This is a genomic window from Vibrio sp. 10N.261.55.A7, assembly GCF_002877365.1.
GTDB lineage: Bacteria > Pseudomonadota > Gammaproteobacteria > Enterobacterales > Vibrionaceae > Vibrio.
The window spans coordinates 26,331-42,131 of sequence record NZ_MCWZ01000021.1; the positions used below are offsets into that span (position 1 = coordinate 26,331).

15 protein-coding genes, 1 riboswitch and 1 other annotated feature (1 of these 17 cut by a window edge) are annotated in these 15,801 nt (G+C 42.4%); of the genes, 6 read left to right on the plus strand and 9 right to left on the minus strand.

What is annotated here, in order from left to right; translation table 11 throughout:
• Positions 1-43, minus strand: a sequence feature (His leader region); it reaches 93 nt to the left of the window's first position.
• A 236-nt stretch (positions 44-279) separates the two neighbouring features.
• Positions 280-1,881, minus strand: a complete 1,602-nt coding sequence (locus tag BCU12_RS02230; RefSeq protein WP_102402770.1) for a Na+/H+ antiporter NhaC family protein — start codon at positions 1,879-1,881, stop codon at positions 280-282.
• Positions 1,882-1,996: 115 nt separating this feature from the next.
• Positions 1,997-2,178: riboswitch (Lysine riboswitch) on the minus strand.
• 358 nt (positions 2,179-2,536) lie between these two features.
• On the opposite strand from BCU12_RS02230, the gene BCU12_RS02235 reads away from it, so the two are divergent.
• Entirely contained in the window at positions 2,537-2,953 is a 417-nt protein-coding gene (locus BCU12_RS02235; protein ID WP_102402771.1) for an H-NS family nucleoid-associated regulatory protein, read from the plus strand.
• 157 nt (positions 2,954-3,110) lie between these two features.
• On the opposite strand, the gene BCU12_RS02240 is transcribed toward BCU12_RS02235, so the two are convergent.
• Complete coding sequence (locus BCU12_RS02240) at positions 3,111-4,415, minus strand: inosine/guanosine kinase (RefSeq protein WP_102402772.1); 1,305 nt, start codon at positions 4,413-4,415, stop codon at positions 3,111-3,113.
• A 98-nt stretch (positions 4,416-4,513) separates the two neighbouring features.
• A complete protein-coding gene (locus BCU12_RS02245; RefSeq protein WP_102402773.1) occupies positions 4,514-4,783 on the minus strand; it encodes a hypothetical protein in 270 nt (89 codons plus the stop codon).
• 171 nt (positions 4,784-4,954) lie between these two features.
• Here BCU12_RS02245 and mnmA point away from each other — a divergent pair, with 171 nt between their 5' ends.
• The 3 genes from mnmA to purB all read left to right on the plus strand — a co-directional run bounded on the left by mnmA (position 4,955) and on the right by purB (position 8,270).
• Positions 4,955-6,064 (plus strand): tRNA 2-thiouridine(34) synthase MnmA, encoded by a 1,110-nt coding sequence (gene mnmA / locus BCU12_RS02250; protein WP_102402774.1) that lies wholly within the window; start codon positions 4,955-4,957, stop codon positions 6,062-6,064.
• Positions 6,065-6,090: 26 nt separating this feature from the next.
• Complete coding sequence (hflD, locus tag BCU12_RS02255; RefSeq protein WP_102402775.1) at positions 6,091-6,708, plus strand: high frequency lysogenization protein HflD; 618 nt, start codon at positions 6,091-6,093, stop codon at positions 6,706-6,708.
• A gap of 191 nt (positions 6,709-6,899) precedes the next feature.
• A complete protein-coding gene (purB, locus tag BCU12_RS02260) occupies positions 6,900-8,270 on the plus strand; it encodes an adenylosuccinate lyase (protein ID WP_102402776.1) in 1,371 nt (456 codons plus the stop codon).
• A 111-nt stretch (positions 8,271-8,381) separates the two neighbouring features.
• Here the strand turns inward: purB and htpX are convergent, their stop codons facing one another.
• Positions 8,382-9,257, minus strand: a complete 876-nt coding sequence (gene htpX / locus BCU12_RS02265; RefSeq protein WP_102402777.1) for a protease HtpX — start codon at positions 9,255-9,257, stop codon at positions 8,382-8,384.
• Between the two features lie 238 nt (positions 9,258-9,495).
• On the opposite strand from htpX, the gene BCU12_RS23390 reads away from it, so the two are divergent.
• Positions 9,496-9,663, plus strand: a complete 168-nt coding sequence (locus BCU12_RS23390; protein WP_198599228.1) for a hypothetical protein — start codon at positions 9,496-9,498, stop codon at positions 9,661-9,663.
• A 69-nt stretch (positions 9,664-9,732) separates the two neighbouring features.
• On the opposite strand, the gene bioD is transcribed toward BCU12_RS23390, so the two are convergent.
• Genes bioD through bioB form a run of 4 tightly spaced genes read right to left on the minus strand, consistent with a single transcriptional unit; the run spans position 9,733 to position 13,503 of the window.
• Positions 9,733-10,419: a dethiobiotin synthase gene (gene bioD / locus BCU12_RS02270; protein WP_102402778.1), complete on the minus strand. Its 687-nt coding sequence runs from the start codon at positions 10,417-10,419 to the stop codon at positions 9,733-9,735.
• Entirely contained in the window at positions 10,416-11,195 is a 780-nt protein-coding gene (bioC, locus tag BCU12_RS02275) for a malonyl-ACP O-methyltransferase BioC (RefSeq protein WP_241909724.1), read from the minus strand. Before bioC ends, bioD begins: the two co-directional genes overlap by 4 nt.
• A gap of 59 nt (positions 11,196-11,254) precedes the next feature.
• On the minus strand, positions 11,255-12,451 hold the full coding sequence (locus BCU12_RS02280) for an 8-amino-7-oxononanoate synthase (protein ID WP_102402780.1): 1,197 nt from the start codon (positions 12,449-12,451) through the stop codon (positions 11,255-11,257).
• A complete protein-coding gene (bioB, locus tag BCU12_RS02285) occupies positions 12,451-13,503 on the minus strand; it encodes a biotin synthase BioB (protein ID WP_102402781.1) in 1,053 nt (350 codons plus the stop codon). Before bioB ends, BCU12_RS02280 begins: the two co-directional genes overlap by 1 nt.
• Positions 13,504-13,647: 144 nt before the next feature.
• On the opposite strand from bioB, the gene bioA reads away from it, so the two are divergent.
• Positions 13,648-14,928, plus strand: a complete 1,281-nt coding sequence (gene bioA, locus BCU12_RS02290) for an adenosylmethionine--8-amino-7-oxononanoate transaminase (protein WP_102402782.1) — start codon at positions 13,648-13,650, stop codon at positions 14,926-14,928.
• An 85-nt stretch (positions 14,929-15,013) separates the two neighbouring features.
• Here the strand turns inward: bioA and BCU12_RS02295 are convergent, their stop codons facing one another.
• A complete protein-coding gene (locus tag BCU12_RS02295; protein ID WP_241909723.1) occupies positions 15,014-15,673 on the minus strand; it encodes a DUF2057 family protein in 660 nt (219 codons plus the stop codon).
• Positions 15,674-15,801 lie beyond the last annotated feature (128 nt).

Below are 15,801 nucleotides of genomic sequence, written 5' to 3' on the forward strand. Positions count from 1 at the left end.
GTACATCTCCCCGAAAGACTAGATAGGGTGATGGTGAAGATGAATGTTCATATTAAAATAACGCATACTTATTGGCTCTGCTAGTGTCTCTTTGTTGATAACCACACTAACCAAGCTAGTTTCCATTTGCAACCTTTAATTAGCACTTTCTGTCATTTATTTACAGAGTATAGAAATATATTTACAGACATTAAAAAAGAGGACCTAAGCCCTCTTTTTAACTATGCAACCAGTACCAAAAACCTATTCGTAAATACTGTTTTTAGTCCCTAATCTTTTTTAAACGTTTTGGCAATTCTCAAGCTTTGACTTCGCTACAATCGACATTCCAAAACACACAAGGATGAAGGTTGCCAATGCCGCTAAGAATGAAAACAGTACTGACGCGGTCAACCCTAATACAATAAAGCCAATACAAGATACAAAGGCTACAGATAGTGCATATGGCAACTGAGTCGCTACGTGGTCAATGTGATTACAACGGGCCCCTGTAGACGACAAGATGGTTGTATCTGATATCGGAGAACAGTGATCACCAAATACAGAACCAGCCAACACTGAGCTTAGCATTGGAAGCATGAGTGCAAGATCAGTGGCACCAGCCATGTCACCAGCGATTGGTAACATGATACCGAATGTTCCCCAAGATGTGCCCGTCGAGAATGCCATCAAGCCAGATAACAAGAAAAGGATAACAGGCAACCATACTGGGCTGATATTACCTTCGATAAGTGAAGAAAGGTAAGCACCCGTTTTCATGTCACCAATGACCGTACCAATTGTCCAAGCAAAGATTAAGATAAGAATCGCGCCAAACATCGACTTAGCACCAATCCAAAGCGTCACACCAATATCACTTGGCGACATTTTTTGCTTAATGACGGTAATGAGTGCAACAACGAAGCCGGTAACACCACCATAGATTAAAGACATGCCCACATCAGTATTTTCAAACGCACCTAACACAGAGAAAGCTTCTCCATCAGATGCCAATGCTTGTCCACCGGTGTAAAGCATTGCGACAACCATAGATACGATGAGCGCAACAATTGGAAGCACTAAATCCGATACCTTTCCATGTTCGCTTTCTTCGATATCTAGCTCTTCATTAAGCTCATGCGCTTGAGGGAGATCCGCTTCTTTGTCTTTATCAAAGTCTCGGCCTTGTGATGCACGAATTTCATGTTTGCGCATTTGACCGACATCGAGCTGGAACCAAACAACAGCAAAAACCATTAATAGTGCAAATACTGCGTAGAAGTTCATCGGAATAATGCGAACGTACGCACCAATGGCCGAATACTCGGTAATGCCATGAGAGACAAGAATGCCACCGACGATCGTCATAATATAGGCTCCCCAACTAGAAGCAGGCATTAATACGCACATTGGCGCTGCTGTTGAGTCGAGGATATAGGAAAGCTTGGCACGTGAAACATAATAGCGATCAGTGACAGGGCGAGAGATTGCACCAACGGCTAGGCTATTGAAGTAATCATCAATGAATATGAACACGCCTAGAAAAGCGGCCAGCAGCTTTGAGCCTCGTTTGCTTTTTACGCGCACTTGTGCCCATTCGGCGAATGCTCTAGTGCCACCTGATAGGGTTAATAATGCCGTCATCATACCCAGTAAAATCAGGAAGCCCACAATACTCATATTCCAAGTATTGATACCACCATCTTCAATAAAGACACTGGAAACTGTAGTACCTACATAATCAAATAGGTTCCCAACAGAGTAGTCAGTCAGCAAAAGGGCGCCAAGTAAAATACCGACGCCAAGAGAAACTAAAACACGGCGTGTAATAATAGCAAGGCTAAGCGCCACGATAGGTGGTAAAAGTGACAAAGGGGATGATGCAAAATCGATTAAATTCATGATCTTCAAAAACCAGTTAGTAATAATGGCAAGAGATCTACTGCAGAAAAATCACGTAAATTCATTTCATCGTGATTTCAGTTTTAGAAGTGAAAGGCTAAAAATTAGAACCTGACTCTACAGTAGCGCTCCATAGTTTAAAAATTATAGACTATGGCAGTGTTGTACCTATTGAGTACAACCCCAGCGAAAAGTGTTGATGGCACAGATTCGCTTCGGCAAAACACCCTTTCACTGTTATTCATTGGCATCGCCCCAATAACAGCTACTCTTATGTTTCGCGCCTCTACCGCACAAGGCATGAAAAACTGCTGTTACGTCAATTTAACAACATTTTAACCGCACTCGAGCTTAAAGTGGCGGCCATTGTACTTTCATAAACAAAAAATGCAATATTAAATTCGACAGAAAACAATTAGTCTCTTTGAAAACACAAGTTGGGTTATTGAGTCAATTAGGTAAAAAGTAAAGTAATGTAAATTGGCCTAAATTTTCCTGTTCAATATCTATCTATTAACAATTTCTGGCAAATATTTTCAATAAACTAACTAACGAACTATTATTTATATGCTAATATATTTTTGTTGAACATATTGTACTCCGCTTATTTGCAGATTAATATTATCTCATCCAATTTACTTTCATAGGAATAGACATGTCGGATCTATCTAAAACACTATTAAATATTCGTAGCCTTCGTGCCTTTGCTCGCGAATTGACTCTAGAACAACTTGAAGAAGCATTAGATAAATTAACTATCGTTGTAAAAGAGCGCAATGAAGCGGAAGCGGAAGAGCGCGAAGCAAAAGCGCAACAAGAAGCGAAACTCGCAGCGATTGCTGATCAAATTTCTAAAGATGGTATTGATGTAGAAGCACTTATTTCTGCATTGTCTGGTGAAACAAAAACCAAGACAGGCAAAGTAAAAACAAAACGCGCACCTCGCCCAGCTAAATACAAATATGTAGATTCAAATGGTGAAGAAAAAACGTGGACAGGCCAAGGCCGCACACCTTCAGCAATTCAAGCTCAGTTAGACTCGGGCAAAAGTTTAGAAGATTTCGCTCTTTAAAAGGAGCTGAGCATGTCCCCACCTTTATTAGTAAAGTTCATGCTCAATAATTACTGCTAAAAACTAAAAAAGTTGATTTGTATAAACATTGTCTCATTGCTATATAGAACAACTTGTCTTCCTTGAATAAAAAAGGCTCCTTTCGGAGCCTTTTCTTTTATCTTTCCCAATAAGATTCTTCTAAACTATCTTCTCGCTCAGGAAGGCCTTTCGATAACCTTGGTGAGTGCTGAGCCAGTACTTCATAACTTGCTCGATTCGAATACTTACAGACCTGAGAAAAAGAAGAGTAGGTCAAGTAAGCATGGGAGTGCTTACTTGAATTCGGGATATTTTCTCTATGGTATTTATTTGCGGCCATATCATGCAACAAAGCGGAAAGCGCAGCATCCCCTGCTCCATTGGTGTTCTTAATCTTTTCAGGCCCACCCATATACGGGGCTATATGAGAGTAGACTTTAATCGGTGTTTCACACATACGTTTTGCGGCTGGGCGACTAAATTCATAACGGTTAAATTCCGCAATTGAACCAGGTAAAAGGGGTAATGACGTTTCTCGCTTAGACGAATCCTCAGTATAACCTGCCATAAATAGTCCTACTGGTCCTGCAGTGCATAAAACCAAATCTACCCAATTTAATGCGATATCAGCAGCGGCTAAAGGATCATGCTCACCCGTTAATGCTTCAGCTTCTTCTTCATTCATCGCCACAACTGAAACATGTTCATTAATAAATTCTTGCCAGAACTTTACATCATTTTGAATAACGTATTTCGTGCCGAGCGTTAATACAACTGGCACATGATACTTTTTCGCATATTCTATTGCTTTCATTGTCGCAAGTGGCATTGGATCGCCTTCTTTGCAACGAACTAAATAAGCAGTAAGTACTAAAGCAGATGCATTTTCAAATATCGACTCTGGAATACTTTCAGGTCGAAGTTGATTCATTTGACCTTCACTAATAGCAAAGGTCCGCTCGCCATCTTCAGTAATAAGAGCAAAACATCGACCTATTGCTCCTTCTACTCCTTGTAAATAATTTAAATCCATTCGACTAGAAGTATTACAAAGGTATTGGTACCCGTAGCTGCCGATTTTAATATCCTGGCTCATCACTCCAAGTAGCGTTGAGCGGTCATCTGCCAACACTGAGTAATTATGAAGTGTATTCCCTATTGTCCCGCCTGCATGCTCGTTGGTTATTAATTGTTCGTCTTTAAGCTCTTTATATAAAGCTTCTGCTGTTTCATCGTTTATAACCAGAGAATGCCCTTTGCTCAGATTATACTTTTCAATAAGCTCTGAACTCACTTTGGCTTCTATATCAACAAGTGTCTGGTCAATACCGATGATATGAGTTCTAGACATCTTTTTACTTTCTTGTGATTGACTCACTAAAGGATCACGGGCATGAACAGGGAAATAGTGTTTAGACTTTCTTTGGCCAGGAAATTTCATAAGCTACAGTTCGACATTGAGAAATAGGAGGCGAATTCTACCGCGCAGAAAAACGCGCGGCAATCCATCAAACTATAGCAAACGTTTGCTGATCTATTTTATTCTCCTTCCATAAAACTCAAATCAGGTAAACGCTCAAGGTTAGAAGAGTAACGCTTCAAGTTGAACTCTCCTTCATTCTTCATAACGTCGAAGATTTCGATAGACATACAACATGCAATCATGGCAATGGCATCATCACGAGAATTACCCATCATCATCAAGCGCATCAATGTTTCTTTCACCTTAATCGGGTTCCCATCTTCTAGCTGATTCTCAACGACCTCAATCAGCTCTGCTTCTTGCATGAATTCATTTTGCTCTGACATCTTTACACCTTAATGTTAATTTTGACCGCACTATGCCATAGGTAAGCTATTTACTTCTATATTATTCATCTCTTTTAGGGTCGTTGGTAATGTGATTCTGCTCTCGGATCTGTCACCGATTAGATGTTTCTGATAGAATCTCCGACCAGTTCTAGTAAGTGGTATTTAGTAATGTCAAACAACAGTGAAAAGAAAGTAATTGTCGGTATGTCTGGCGGTGTAGATTCATCCGTTTCAGCCTATCTTCTCCAGCAGCAAGGCTATCAGGTTGAAGGCCTATTCATGAAAAACTGGGAAGAAGACGATAACGAAGAGTATTGTACGGCAGCTGAAGATCTCGCCGACGCTCAAGCTGTTTGTGACAAGCTAGGTATACATCTTCACACCATCAATTTCGCAGCAGAATACTGGGACAACGTATTCGAGTACTTTCTTGAAGAGTACAAAGCAGGGCGCACACCCAACCCAGACATTCTTTGCAATAAAGAGATCAAGTTTAAGGCGTTCTTAGACTTTGCTGATGATGTATTAGAAGCCGATTATATTGCCATGGGGCACTACGTTGATCGCACTTTCCCGGAAGGTGAAGAAAAACCAAAAATGCTTCGTGGTCTAGACAGCAATAAAGACCAAAGCTATTTCCTTTATACATTAAGCCACAAACAAGTAGCACGCAGCCTTTTTCCAGTTGGAAATCTTGAAAAGCCAGAAGTTAGAAGAATTGCTGAAGAGCAAGGGCTTATCACGGCTAAGAAAAAAGATTCTACTGGCATTTGCTTCATAGGCGAGCGTAAGTTTACCGACTTTCTATCTCGATACCTGCCCGCTCAACCAGGCAAGATTGAAACACCAGAGGGCAAGGTTATCGGCGAACATCAAGGCCTGATGTACCATACCCTTGGCCAACGTAAAGGCCTGCACATTGGTGGCCAAAAAGGTGGTGGCGGCAACGAAGACCCATGGTACGTGGCAGAGAAGGATCTTAAACGTAATGTCCTTATTGCTGTGCAGGGTGGCGATCATCCACTCCTCAAATCAGAAGGACTGCTAGCCTCTCAGCTTCACTGGGTGGATAGAACACCAATCAAAGCCCCAATAACCTGCACTGTGAAAACACGATATCGTCAAAGTGATATTCCTTGCACCATCATTCCTATTGATGATGAAAACATTAAGGTCATCTTTGATGAGCCCCAAGTCGCTGTGACACCAGGTCAATCCGCTGTATTTTATTCTGGTAATGTTTGCCTCGGTGGCGGCATTATTGAAAAACGCATTTAATAACCCGTACCTAGGAGTACTACTACGTGGCGAACTCTCTTTATGACCGTACTATTGCATTTGCCGGTATTTGCCAAGCGGTGGCACTGGTTCAACAAGTTGCAAAAGATGGCGAATGTGACGGTGAGGCATTCAAAACATCACTGCATGCCGTCCTAAATACGAGCCCAAATAGTACGTTAGACGTTTTTGGACATGAAAGTGACTTAAAACTCGGTCTAGAATGTTTGGTGAAAGGCATCGATAGCACACCAGCAGGCAGTGAAGTGACTCGTTACATCATTAGCCTTATGGCACTAGAAAAAAAGTTGAGTGCGCGAAACGATGCGATGTCTCAGTTGGGTGATCGTGTTCAAATGCTTGAACGTCAGCTCGATCACTTTGAATTGTTAGACGAGCAAATGCTCAGTAACCTTGCGAGTGTTTATCTCGATGTCGTTAGCCCTATCGGCCCTCGAATTCAAGTATCAGGCACACCAGCCGTATTACAACATACGACCAACCAACACAAAGTTCGTGCGCTACTGTTATCTGGTATTCGCAGTGCGGTACTTTGGCGTCAGGTTGGCGGTAAACGTCGTCACTTGATCTTTGGCCGTAAGAAGATGATAGAGCAAGCCGAGATACTGCTCGCTAGAATGTAATCATCTAGAAAGAACATCTAACTCGCGACTCGTCGCGAGTTATTTATTTAGAGCAACCAACACATTATTTTTAGCAACACTTGCGCCGCGCAAACGATTGCGCAATGTTCGTGACAATTGCTGAAGTTATTGGTATAAAGCTCACCATATTTTGAATACGTAAATTTTGAAACCCATTTCAGGAGAACACCATGAATTTGTCAGCATTAACTGCTGTATCACCAGTAGACGGCCGTTACGGTAGCAAGACGATTGCATTACGCAGCATCTTTAGTGAGTTTGGTCTACTAAAATACCGTACTATTGTTGAAGTTCGTTGGTTACAAAAGCTTGCAGCAACTGCAGGTATTGCAGAAGTGCCTGCATTTAGCGCAGAGGCAAACCAAGTTCTAGATAATATCGCAGCAAACTTCAATGAAGAAGACGCAGCACGCATCAAAGAAATTGAGCGTACAACGAACCACGATGTTAAAGCCGTAGAATATTTCCTAAAAGAGAAAGTCGCTGGCAATGCTGAGCTTCACGCGGTTAATGAGTTCATTCACTTCGCGTGTACTTCAGAAGATATCAACAACACGTCGCACGCTCTTATGTTGAAAGAAGCTCGTGAAACGGTGATCTTACCAGAAATCAAAAACATCATTGATGCTATCAGAGCATTAGCCGTTGAGTACCGTGACATTCCATTGCTTTCTCGCACACATGGCCAGCCAGCTTCACCGAGTACTATGGGTAAAGAAATGGCAAACGTTGCTTACCGCATGGAACGCCAATACAAGCAAATCGCTGACGTTGAGATTCTAGGCAAAGTAAACGGGGCTGTAGGTAACTACAACGCTCACCTTTCTGCTTACCCTGAGCTAGATTGGCATAAGTTCAGTGAAGAGTTTATCACTGAGTCACTGGGTGTCACTTGGAACCCGTACACGACTCAAATCGAGCCTCACGACTATATCGCTGAATTGTTCGATGCGATTGCACGCTTTAACACCATCCTAATCGACTTTGATCGTGATGTTTGGGGTTACATCGCACTTGGTCACTTCAAACAGAAAACAATTGCTGGCGAAATTGGTTCTTCAACAATGCCGCACAAGGTTAACCCAATCGATTTCGAAAACTCGGAAGGTAACCTTGGCCTTGCAAACGCAATGTTTAATCACCTGTCACAGAAGCTGCCAATCTCTCGCTGGCAACGTGATCTTACCGACTCAACGGTTCTGCGTAACCTTGGCGTTGGTGTTGGCTACGCTATCATTGCATACACTTCAACTCTTAAAGGCATTAGTAAGCTAGAAGTTAACCGCGAAGCACTACTAGCTGACCTAGATAAGAACTGGGAAGTGCTTGCAGAACCTGTTCAAACGGTTATGCGTCGCTACGGTATCGAGAAGCCATACGAGAAATTAAAAGAACTCACTCGTGGCAAGCGTATTGATGGCGAAGCTATGCGTAACTTTATCGATGGTCTTGAATTACCAGAAGATGAAAAAGCACGCCTGAAAGAGATGACACCAGCAAACTACATTGGTCAAGCGATTGAATTAACAGACAAACTGTAATTCATCCGCTATCTGTAGCGAGTAAAATAGAAAAAGGGCTCAAATGAGCCCTTTTTTAATGTCCAAAATTCACCACTAAGGAACACAGTTCTCATTAGTGATAAATAATAATTAACTGTAATCGTAGCTACGTAGAGCATCAATACGTTTATCAAGCGGTGGGTGGCTCATCAACAGTTCCGTCATTGAACGTTTACCGTTGATACCAAATGCCATCATTGAGCCTTCCAGTTGAGGCTCATGGCTCACCTTTAATCGCTCTAACGCCGCAATCATCTTATGGCTACCAACCATTTTCGCTGCTCCGTAATCAGCATGGAATTCGCGATGACGGCTGTACCACATAGTAATGAAGCTTGCTAAGAAACCAAAGACAAGTTCCAGCGCCATTGAAACGCCGAAGTAAACCATCATGTTACTGCCCTGACCTTCTTCATCGCTATTATTAGAAGCGACAATATTGGCAATAAAACGTGACAGGAAGATAACAAAGGTATTCACAACCCCCTGCATCAGCGTCATTGTCACCATATCACCGTTCGCAATGTGGCTAACTTCATGAGCCAATACGGCTTCCGCTTCATCACGAGTCATGCTGTGCAACAAACCTGTTGAAACAGCGACCAACGAATCGTCTCTTTTAGCGCCTGTAGCAAATGCATTAATATCTGGAGAATCGTAGATCGCAACTGTCGGCATACCGATACCAACCTGCTGGGCTTGACGACTGACTGTTTCAAGTAACCAGTGCTCAGTCTCATTTCTAGGGCTTTCAATAACGGCTCCACCCACAGATTTCAAGGCAATTTTCTTAGACATTAGTAGCGAGATGAAAGAGCCACCAAAACCAAACACCGCTGCCATCACCAATAAGCCTGATAAGCTACCCGGTTGCATCCCTGTCACGGCATAAACAATATTAAGAACAACACTTAATACAAGAACCACTGCTAAGTTAGTGGCTAAAAACAACATTATCCGCTTCATTACTTATCTCCAATGGGAAGCCTATTCAGCGTAACGATTGATCAAAAAGACTCGTTACGTCTAATACATATAGTTTAAACGTTATTAAAACAAGGTTAAGTGCTAAATTGAAACATTTGTTTTCTATCATAACCAGGTAAGTTGCAAACGGATTAGACTTTGGTCTTATTGTGCTTAGAAAGTAAAAATACTAAATTTTCTGTAGAACAAAGTGCGCCCACGAATATAAGGACGAATTATGGTGGAAGCTAACAACTATCAAATGGCTATCGATTTACTTTGCTGTCATCTTGGACTTTCAGAAGACGAAGCAAAACAGCAACTTGGTATTCAAGCAGAACAAGAAGCCAGTAGAAAAGTGATCGACACACAACAGGCTTTAATGGGCTTAGTACAAGAAAAGTAAATTGTATTAGAAGAATCAAAAAGGGGCTGCTCAATGCAGCCCCTTTCTTTTATGTGAACAGATTGATAATCACATGGAGTCAGGTAAGAGATCAAGATTGATGTACTTACCCAGATCGGTACGTTTTGCTGAAGGTATATAAGGAATCTCGCCCAGCTTAGGCGCCCCAAGCTGATTTTCTAATGTCTCAATCAACTCTGAGTAATACTCAGTACCAGGGTTAATACGATTGGCAACCCAGCCAACAACATTCAAACCATCGGCTTTAATTGTTTCAGCGGTCAATACAGCATGACTAAGGCAACCTAGCTTAATACCTACGACAAGAACAACAGGTAAGTTCTCTTGTTTTACCCAGGTTGAAAGGTAGTCAGTATCTGAAACAGGTACTCTCCACCCACCAGCCCCTTCAACTAATACAAGATCTGCTTGTTGCTTATGCAGAGCCAACTTATTACTTAAGACAGAATAGTCGATCTCAATATTCTCTTTCTTTGCCGCTATATGAGGTGACGACGCCAGCTCTAACGCATATGGGTTAACATCATCATAAGCAACATCTAAAGTCGCGTCTTGCTGAAGATGCAAAGCGTCTGAATTTCGCATTCCATCTTTAGTCATATCACTCCCAGCCGCTACAGGTTTATAGCCAATGGTTTTTAATCCTTTTGCCGCTAAAGCATGTAGTATCGCTTTTGAAGCGACTGTTTTGCCTACGTCGGTATCCGTACCAGCAATAAAAATTGCATCAATCATCGATAAAGCGCCCCTAAACATACCTGATACGTAACAGGTAATTGATTTTGATGGTTTTTAAATACTTGGTACTCTTGTTCCACTTTGATCAAAGCCTTACGGCTTGTTAGACCTTGTGAGCGCCCGCTAACATGATTGGCTCCGATGCCTTTCAAATCACGCATAACCGCGAACGCAGAGTCGTACCAAACGGTAATTTTGGAAAAGTCTAGAGTAATGTCGCTAAACTGAGATTGAGCTAACGCAATTTTTACCTGATTAGAAGAATCAAAGTGATTGATATGTTGATATTTATCAACTTTTTTCCAAGATTCCTTTAACTCATGTAACGAACCGTCTAACAAAGTCGAAAAATAGGCTTGGCCACTTTTTTTCAGTACACGCCGAATTTCTCGCATCGGTACCGACAGATCCTGGCACCATTGCAAAGCTAAACTTGAAAAGACGTAATCTACACTCTTAGTTTCTATCGGCAGACTCTCCGCATCCGCCACTAGATAAGCCATGTCATGGCTGCCACATCGCACCTTGGCTTGAGATAGCATTGAATCTGAGATATCTACACACAATACAAACGCACCTCTATCTGAGAGTAACTTAGAGAAATAGCCTGTCCCACATCCCAAGTCGATGACGGTCTTTCCGGTCAAATCTAACGGCATGAGTTCAATCAGCTTCTCTCCGACCTCTCGCTGAAAAGCTGCGTGTTTATCGTAGCTTAACGCGGCTTTACCAAACGCAGCCGCTATGTCACTTTTATCGTCGATAAGACTCATTGTATCTAAAGCCCTTTCAAACGATCCATCATGACGATTTGCATTAGAAACATCTAACATCAGTTCAACCCTTGCAACGTGACTTCTAAACAAGAAGATAGGCTTTTCACCTGATCGACCGAGTGCGCAGCCGTTAATGTCACTCTCAAGCGCGATTGATTACTCGGTACGGTAGGAGTGCGAATAGCGGTCACTCCAAAGCCTGCTTTATTGAGAGCTAAAGCGGCTTTAGTTGCTTGTTCTGCCTCGCCGATAATGATCGGGTTAATGGGCGTTTCAGTCTTTATAACTTGCTCAAAGCGACTCAAGTTTTCACTATAAACGGACTTTAGTTCGGCTAATTTATCTCGGCGCCACTGCTGCGTTTTTATCATTTCGAGCGCTTTCGTCAAAGCATAAGCTTGAGAGGGTGGCATAGCAGTAGAATAAACATGGTGTCGAGCAAACTGAGTAAGATAATCGCCAGTGCTGGCGTCACAAAGTATCGCTGCGCCAGATAGGCCAAAGGCTTTGCCAAACGTCACGACCAGTACATTAGGTTTGATATCCTGTGCAGCGCAACTTCCCTGCCCTTCTTTGCCCAATACGCCAATTCCGTGAGCATCATCGACAGCTAACCATGCGCGATCTCCTATGACTTTATTCAGCGCGTTCAACGGCGCCATATCACCATCCATGCTGAACACGCCTTCAGTCATGACCAATGAACTGCCACAGTTGTGCTCATAGAGATTTAAAAGGCTAGATAAATGGCTATCATCATTGTGTTTAAATCGACGCATTGTCGCTGGCGACAGAATCCCTGCTTCAATTAACGATGCGTGATTCAATTTATCTTGATACACAACATCACTTTCTTCGAGCAATGTGAACAGCAACGCTTGATTAGCACTAAAGCCAGAAGAAAATAGAACTGCTCTTTCAAACCCAAGCCACTCGCATAATGCGCTCTCAAGGTTAGAATGAGCGGGACTGAACCCCGTGACGATCGGTGAGGCTGCACTCCCACAGCCATAAAGAGATAGGCCTCGTTGCCAAGCGTCAATCAATTCTGAATCATTTGCCAACCCAAGATAGTCATTACTTGAGAAGTTGACTAGTTTCTGTCCATTTCTAATGAGCTCCGTTGTATTTCCACCTTGGCTAGCAATGAGAGATCTAGAAAGCCCTTTTGTAGCTCTATCGCTTAAAGCTTTGCTAATTCTTTCATCAAATCCTATCGATTTCGAACAACGAGTTAGAGAAGACTCACTCATTAGATAGTGGCTTCGTAAAACAAATCATCCTTTGTCGGGCGAGAAGCGACTCGCTCAGTGACCTGTTCCAACAGTTCGTTCTCTTGAATTTCGTCCGGTTTTTGCACAACTTGCTGGCTATTGATGCCTAGCTTTGCAAATAACTGCATATCTGCATCTTCGCCTGGGTTTGGTGTAGTCAATAATTTGCAGCCATAAAAGATAGAGTTTGCACCAGCCATGAAACACAGCGTCTGCATTTGCTCATTCATCCCTTCGCGCCCCGCTGAAAGACGAACAGCCGAATTAGGCATCATAATACGAGCGATTGCGATTAGTCGGATAAAATCAAACGGATCAACATCGTCCACTTCTTCTAAAGGTGTGCCCTTCACTTTCACTAACATGTTAATTGGGACACTTTCTGGGTGAATAGGCAGATTGGCAAGCTCTACAAAAAGGCCAGCACGGTCATGTGCACTTTCACCAAGGCCGATGATTCCGCCAGAACAGATCTTCATACCGGCATCGCGGACATGAGATAACGTATCTAAACGATCTTGATAAGTACGCGTTGTGATAATGCTGCCGTAAAACTCCGGAGAAGTGTCAAGATTGTGGTTATAGTAATCTAAACCAGCATCCGCCAGTTCTTTCGCTTGATCTGGCTCTAACATGCCAAGAGTCATACAGGTCTCTAGCCCCATACCCTTCACACCTTTGATCATGTCGGTAAGGTGTGGCATATCACGCTGCTTCGGGTTTTTCCAAGCGGCGCCCATACAAAATCGAGTTGAGCCAGCATCTTTGGCTTTCTGTGCAGCATCTAAAACTCGATCCACTTCCATCAATCGTTCTTTCTCTACATCCGTTTGGTAGCGAGCACTCTGCGGGCAATACTTACAATCCTCTGGGCAAGCGCCCGTTTTAATAGAAAGCAACGTGCTGACTTGAACATGATTATGTGGCTGAAATTCCCGATGAACGAGTTGTGCTTCAAACAATAGATCCATGAATGGTTTTTGCATGAGTTGCTGAACTTCGGCATGAGTCCAATTATGACGTAACTGCACAGAGCTTTCCTTATTAAGTAATTCATCATTATTGTTATGGATACTTGGCTAGTGTACTGATAAGAGATAGACTGTCAACAACATAAGAATCAACAAGTTTACAGTTGATTAATATACAAACAACGAAAGATAGTAGACTTTTTAATGGACTTAGATTTCGATAGAAACCATATCTGGCACCCTTACACATCAACGATAGACCCACTCACATGCTACCCAGTAGCTAGCGCGCAAGGCGTCCATATTGAACTCGAATCAGGCGAGAGCTTGGTTGATGGCATGTCTTCTTGGTGGTCAACAATACACGGTTACAATCACCCGCATTTAAATCAGGCTGCGCACAATCAAATTGATAAGATGTCGCACGTTATGTTTGGTGGTATTACCCATGAACCCGCAATCAATCTATGTAAGAAACTCGTAGAGCTAACACCGAGTAACCTCGAAAAAGTATTTTTGGCAGATTCAGGTTCAGTCGCTGTAGAAGTCAGTTTAAAAATGGCGCTGCAATATTGGCACGCCAAAGGAGAACAACGCCCTAAGTTTCTTACCTTAAAACATGGTTATCATGGCGACACTTTTGCTGCAATGTCTGTGACTGACCCTAATAACTCAATGCATAGCCTCTATAAAGGCTTTTTGCCGGAGCATATATTTGCCGACTCGCCGACAATCGGTTACTGGGATGAATGGAATGAAAGCGATCTCGACGATTTTCAATTGAAGTTGGGATCACACCATAAAGAAGTCGCTGCAGTCATCCTTGAACCTATAGTGCAAGGAGCAGGTGGTATGCGGATATATCATCCTGAATTTTTGAAAGGTGTCAGACGCCTATGTGATAAGTATGATGTATTGCTTATACTTGATGAGATTGCCACCGGCTTTGGTCGAACAGGAAAACTATTCGCATGTGAGCACGCGGAAGTGCAACCGGACATATTGTGTGTAGGCAAAGCCCTGACAGGCGGATACATGACTTTATCCGCGACCATAACCACCAAGTATGTCGCTGACACTGTCTGTGGTGGAGAGGCGGGATGTTTTATGCATGGACCTACCTTTATGGGGAATCCACTCGCTTGTGCTGTTGGTGCTGCTAGCCTGGAGCTCATTCAACAAGGCCATTGGGAAGATCAAGTCAGCAAAATAGAACAGTTGTTTTCTGAAGAACTGCCTAAACTACTCGCTTATGAGCAGGTGAAACATGTTCGCTGGCTTGGTGCTATCGGTGTGGTTGAAACACACTCTAACGTCAATATGGAAGTGATTCAGGCGCACTTTGTTAAATGCGGAGTTTGGATAAGGCCATTTGGAAAACTGATATACATGATGCCACCTTTCATAAGTAGTGAGGACAATATCCTTTCTTTAATTGAAGCAGTAACCAGTGCCGTAAATACACTAGAGTGTTTCAATTCATAAATTTCCCACTTTCTGAAAATTGAAGGGGGAGCTAAATTCGCTCCCCCCTCTTTAAAATTAGTTCTCAGTACAACTTAAGCTATAATTATTCTTGGTCAATGACCCAACGGCGGAATTCTTTGCGCTCTGATTTAGTGGCTTTCAGATACCAAGCTTTTAGCTGATCTAGGTTTGTTGTTTCTTCTACAGAAAGACTTGCCTGTTCAACTTGCTTTGAATCAGCAGCATGAACTACGTCTGCGGTTGTAGTCGCAGCAACGGCAGCGGTAGTCACTTTACCATTAGCGAAGTGCACTCCTTTTGACTGATTAAACTCAAGTACCGTTTGCTCTAAGCCCATGTAAGGGAATATGCCCTTTTTCTTCGGCAGTAGAGCTTGTGAATAAGCGATGTCTTTGCCGTCTTCAGTAACGCGCCACTTAGGGTCATCAGTCCTAAATGCTTTTTTCGCTTCAGAAAGACTTCTCGCTACAGGGTGATTAACTTTAATTTCGTTACCAGAAACTTCGAGGTTTAGTACATAAATATCAGAGGTAAATACCTCACTACTATTGCCTTTACCTAGTTTTTTATCCATGCGAATGATGATCTGCGCGTCACCTGTCGCAATATCATTTTTACCTATTTTTTCTTCTGCGGCTTCACCGTTAATATATAAAACAGAGACTCCCTGACTAGGTACAAGCACAGCAGCACTGGTTGATACTGAAAACAAACATAAAATTAACCAACGACACATCTTCATACTTAAAACTCCAAAACTTACAGGTCTTTGAATTATCTAGCTATCAGCCATTATGACATCTATATAATGTTACTTTCTAGTCAAAATAAAAAGCCACCCATAAGGGTGGCTTTTCGAAATCTAAATAG

What these genes read in the sequence shown, in the direction of transcription:
- BCU12_RS23390 (WP_198599228.1), top strand. Translation starts at nt 9,496, where the DNA reads ATGGTGGAAGCTAACAACTATCAAATGGCTATCGATTTACTTTGCTGT.
- bioC (WP_241909724.1), bottom strand. Translation starts at nt 11,195, where the DNA reads ATGAGTCTTATCGACGATAAAAGTGACATAGCGGCTGCGTTTGGTAAA.
- mnmA (WP_102402774.1), top strand. Translation starts at nt 4,955, where the DNA reads ATGTCAAACAACAGTGAAAAGAAAGTAATTGTCGGTATGTCTGGCGGT.
- purB (WP_102402776.1), top strand. Translation starts at nt 6,900, where the DNA reads ATGAATTTGTCAGCATTAACTGCTGTATCACCAGTAGACGGCCGTTAC.
- bioD (WP_102402778.1), bottom strand. Translation starts at nt 10,419, where the DNA reads ATGATTGATGCAATTTTTATTGCTGGTACGGATACCGACGTAGGCAAA.
- BCU12_RS02295 (WP_241909723.1), bottom strand. Translation starts at nt 15,673, where the DNA reads ATGAAGATGTGTCGTTGGTTAATTTTATGTTTGTTTTCAGTATCAACC.
- BCU12_RS02280 (WP_102402780.1), bottom strand. Translation starts at nt 12,451, where the DNA reads ATGAGTGAGTCTTCTCTAACTCGTTGTTCGAAATCGATAGGATTTGAT.
- BCU12_RS02245 (WP_102402773.1), bottom strand. Translation starts at nt 4,783, where the DNA reads ATGTCAGAGCAAAATGAATTCATGCAAGAAGCAGAGCTGATTGAGGTC.
- BCU12_RS02235 (WP_102402771.1), top strand. Translation starts at nt 2,537, where the DNA reads ATGTCGGATCTATCTAAAACACTATTAAATATTCGTAGCCTTCGTGCC.
- bioA (WP_102402782.1), top strand. Translation starts at nt 13,648, where the DNA reads ATGGACTTAGATTTCGATAGAAACCATATCTGGCACCCTTACACATCA.
- htpX (WP_102402777.1), bottom strand. Translation starts at nt 9,257, where the DNA reads ATGAAGCGGATAATGTTGTTTTTAGCCACTAACTTAGCAGTGGTTCTT.
- BCU12_RS02230 (WP_102402770.1), bottom strand. Translation starts at nt 1,881, where the DNA reads ATGAATTTAATCGATTTTGCATCATCCCCTTTGTCACTTTTACCACCT.
- BCU12_RS02240 (WP_102402772.1), bottom strand. Translation starts at nt 4,415, where the DNA reads ATGAAATTTCCTGGCCAAAGAAAGTCTAAACACTATTTCCCTGTTCAT.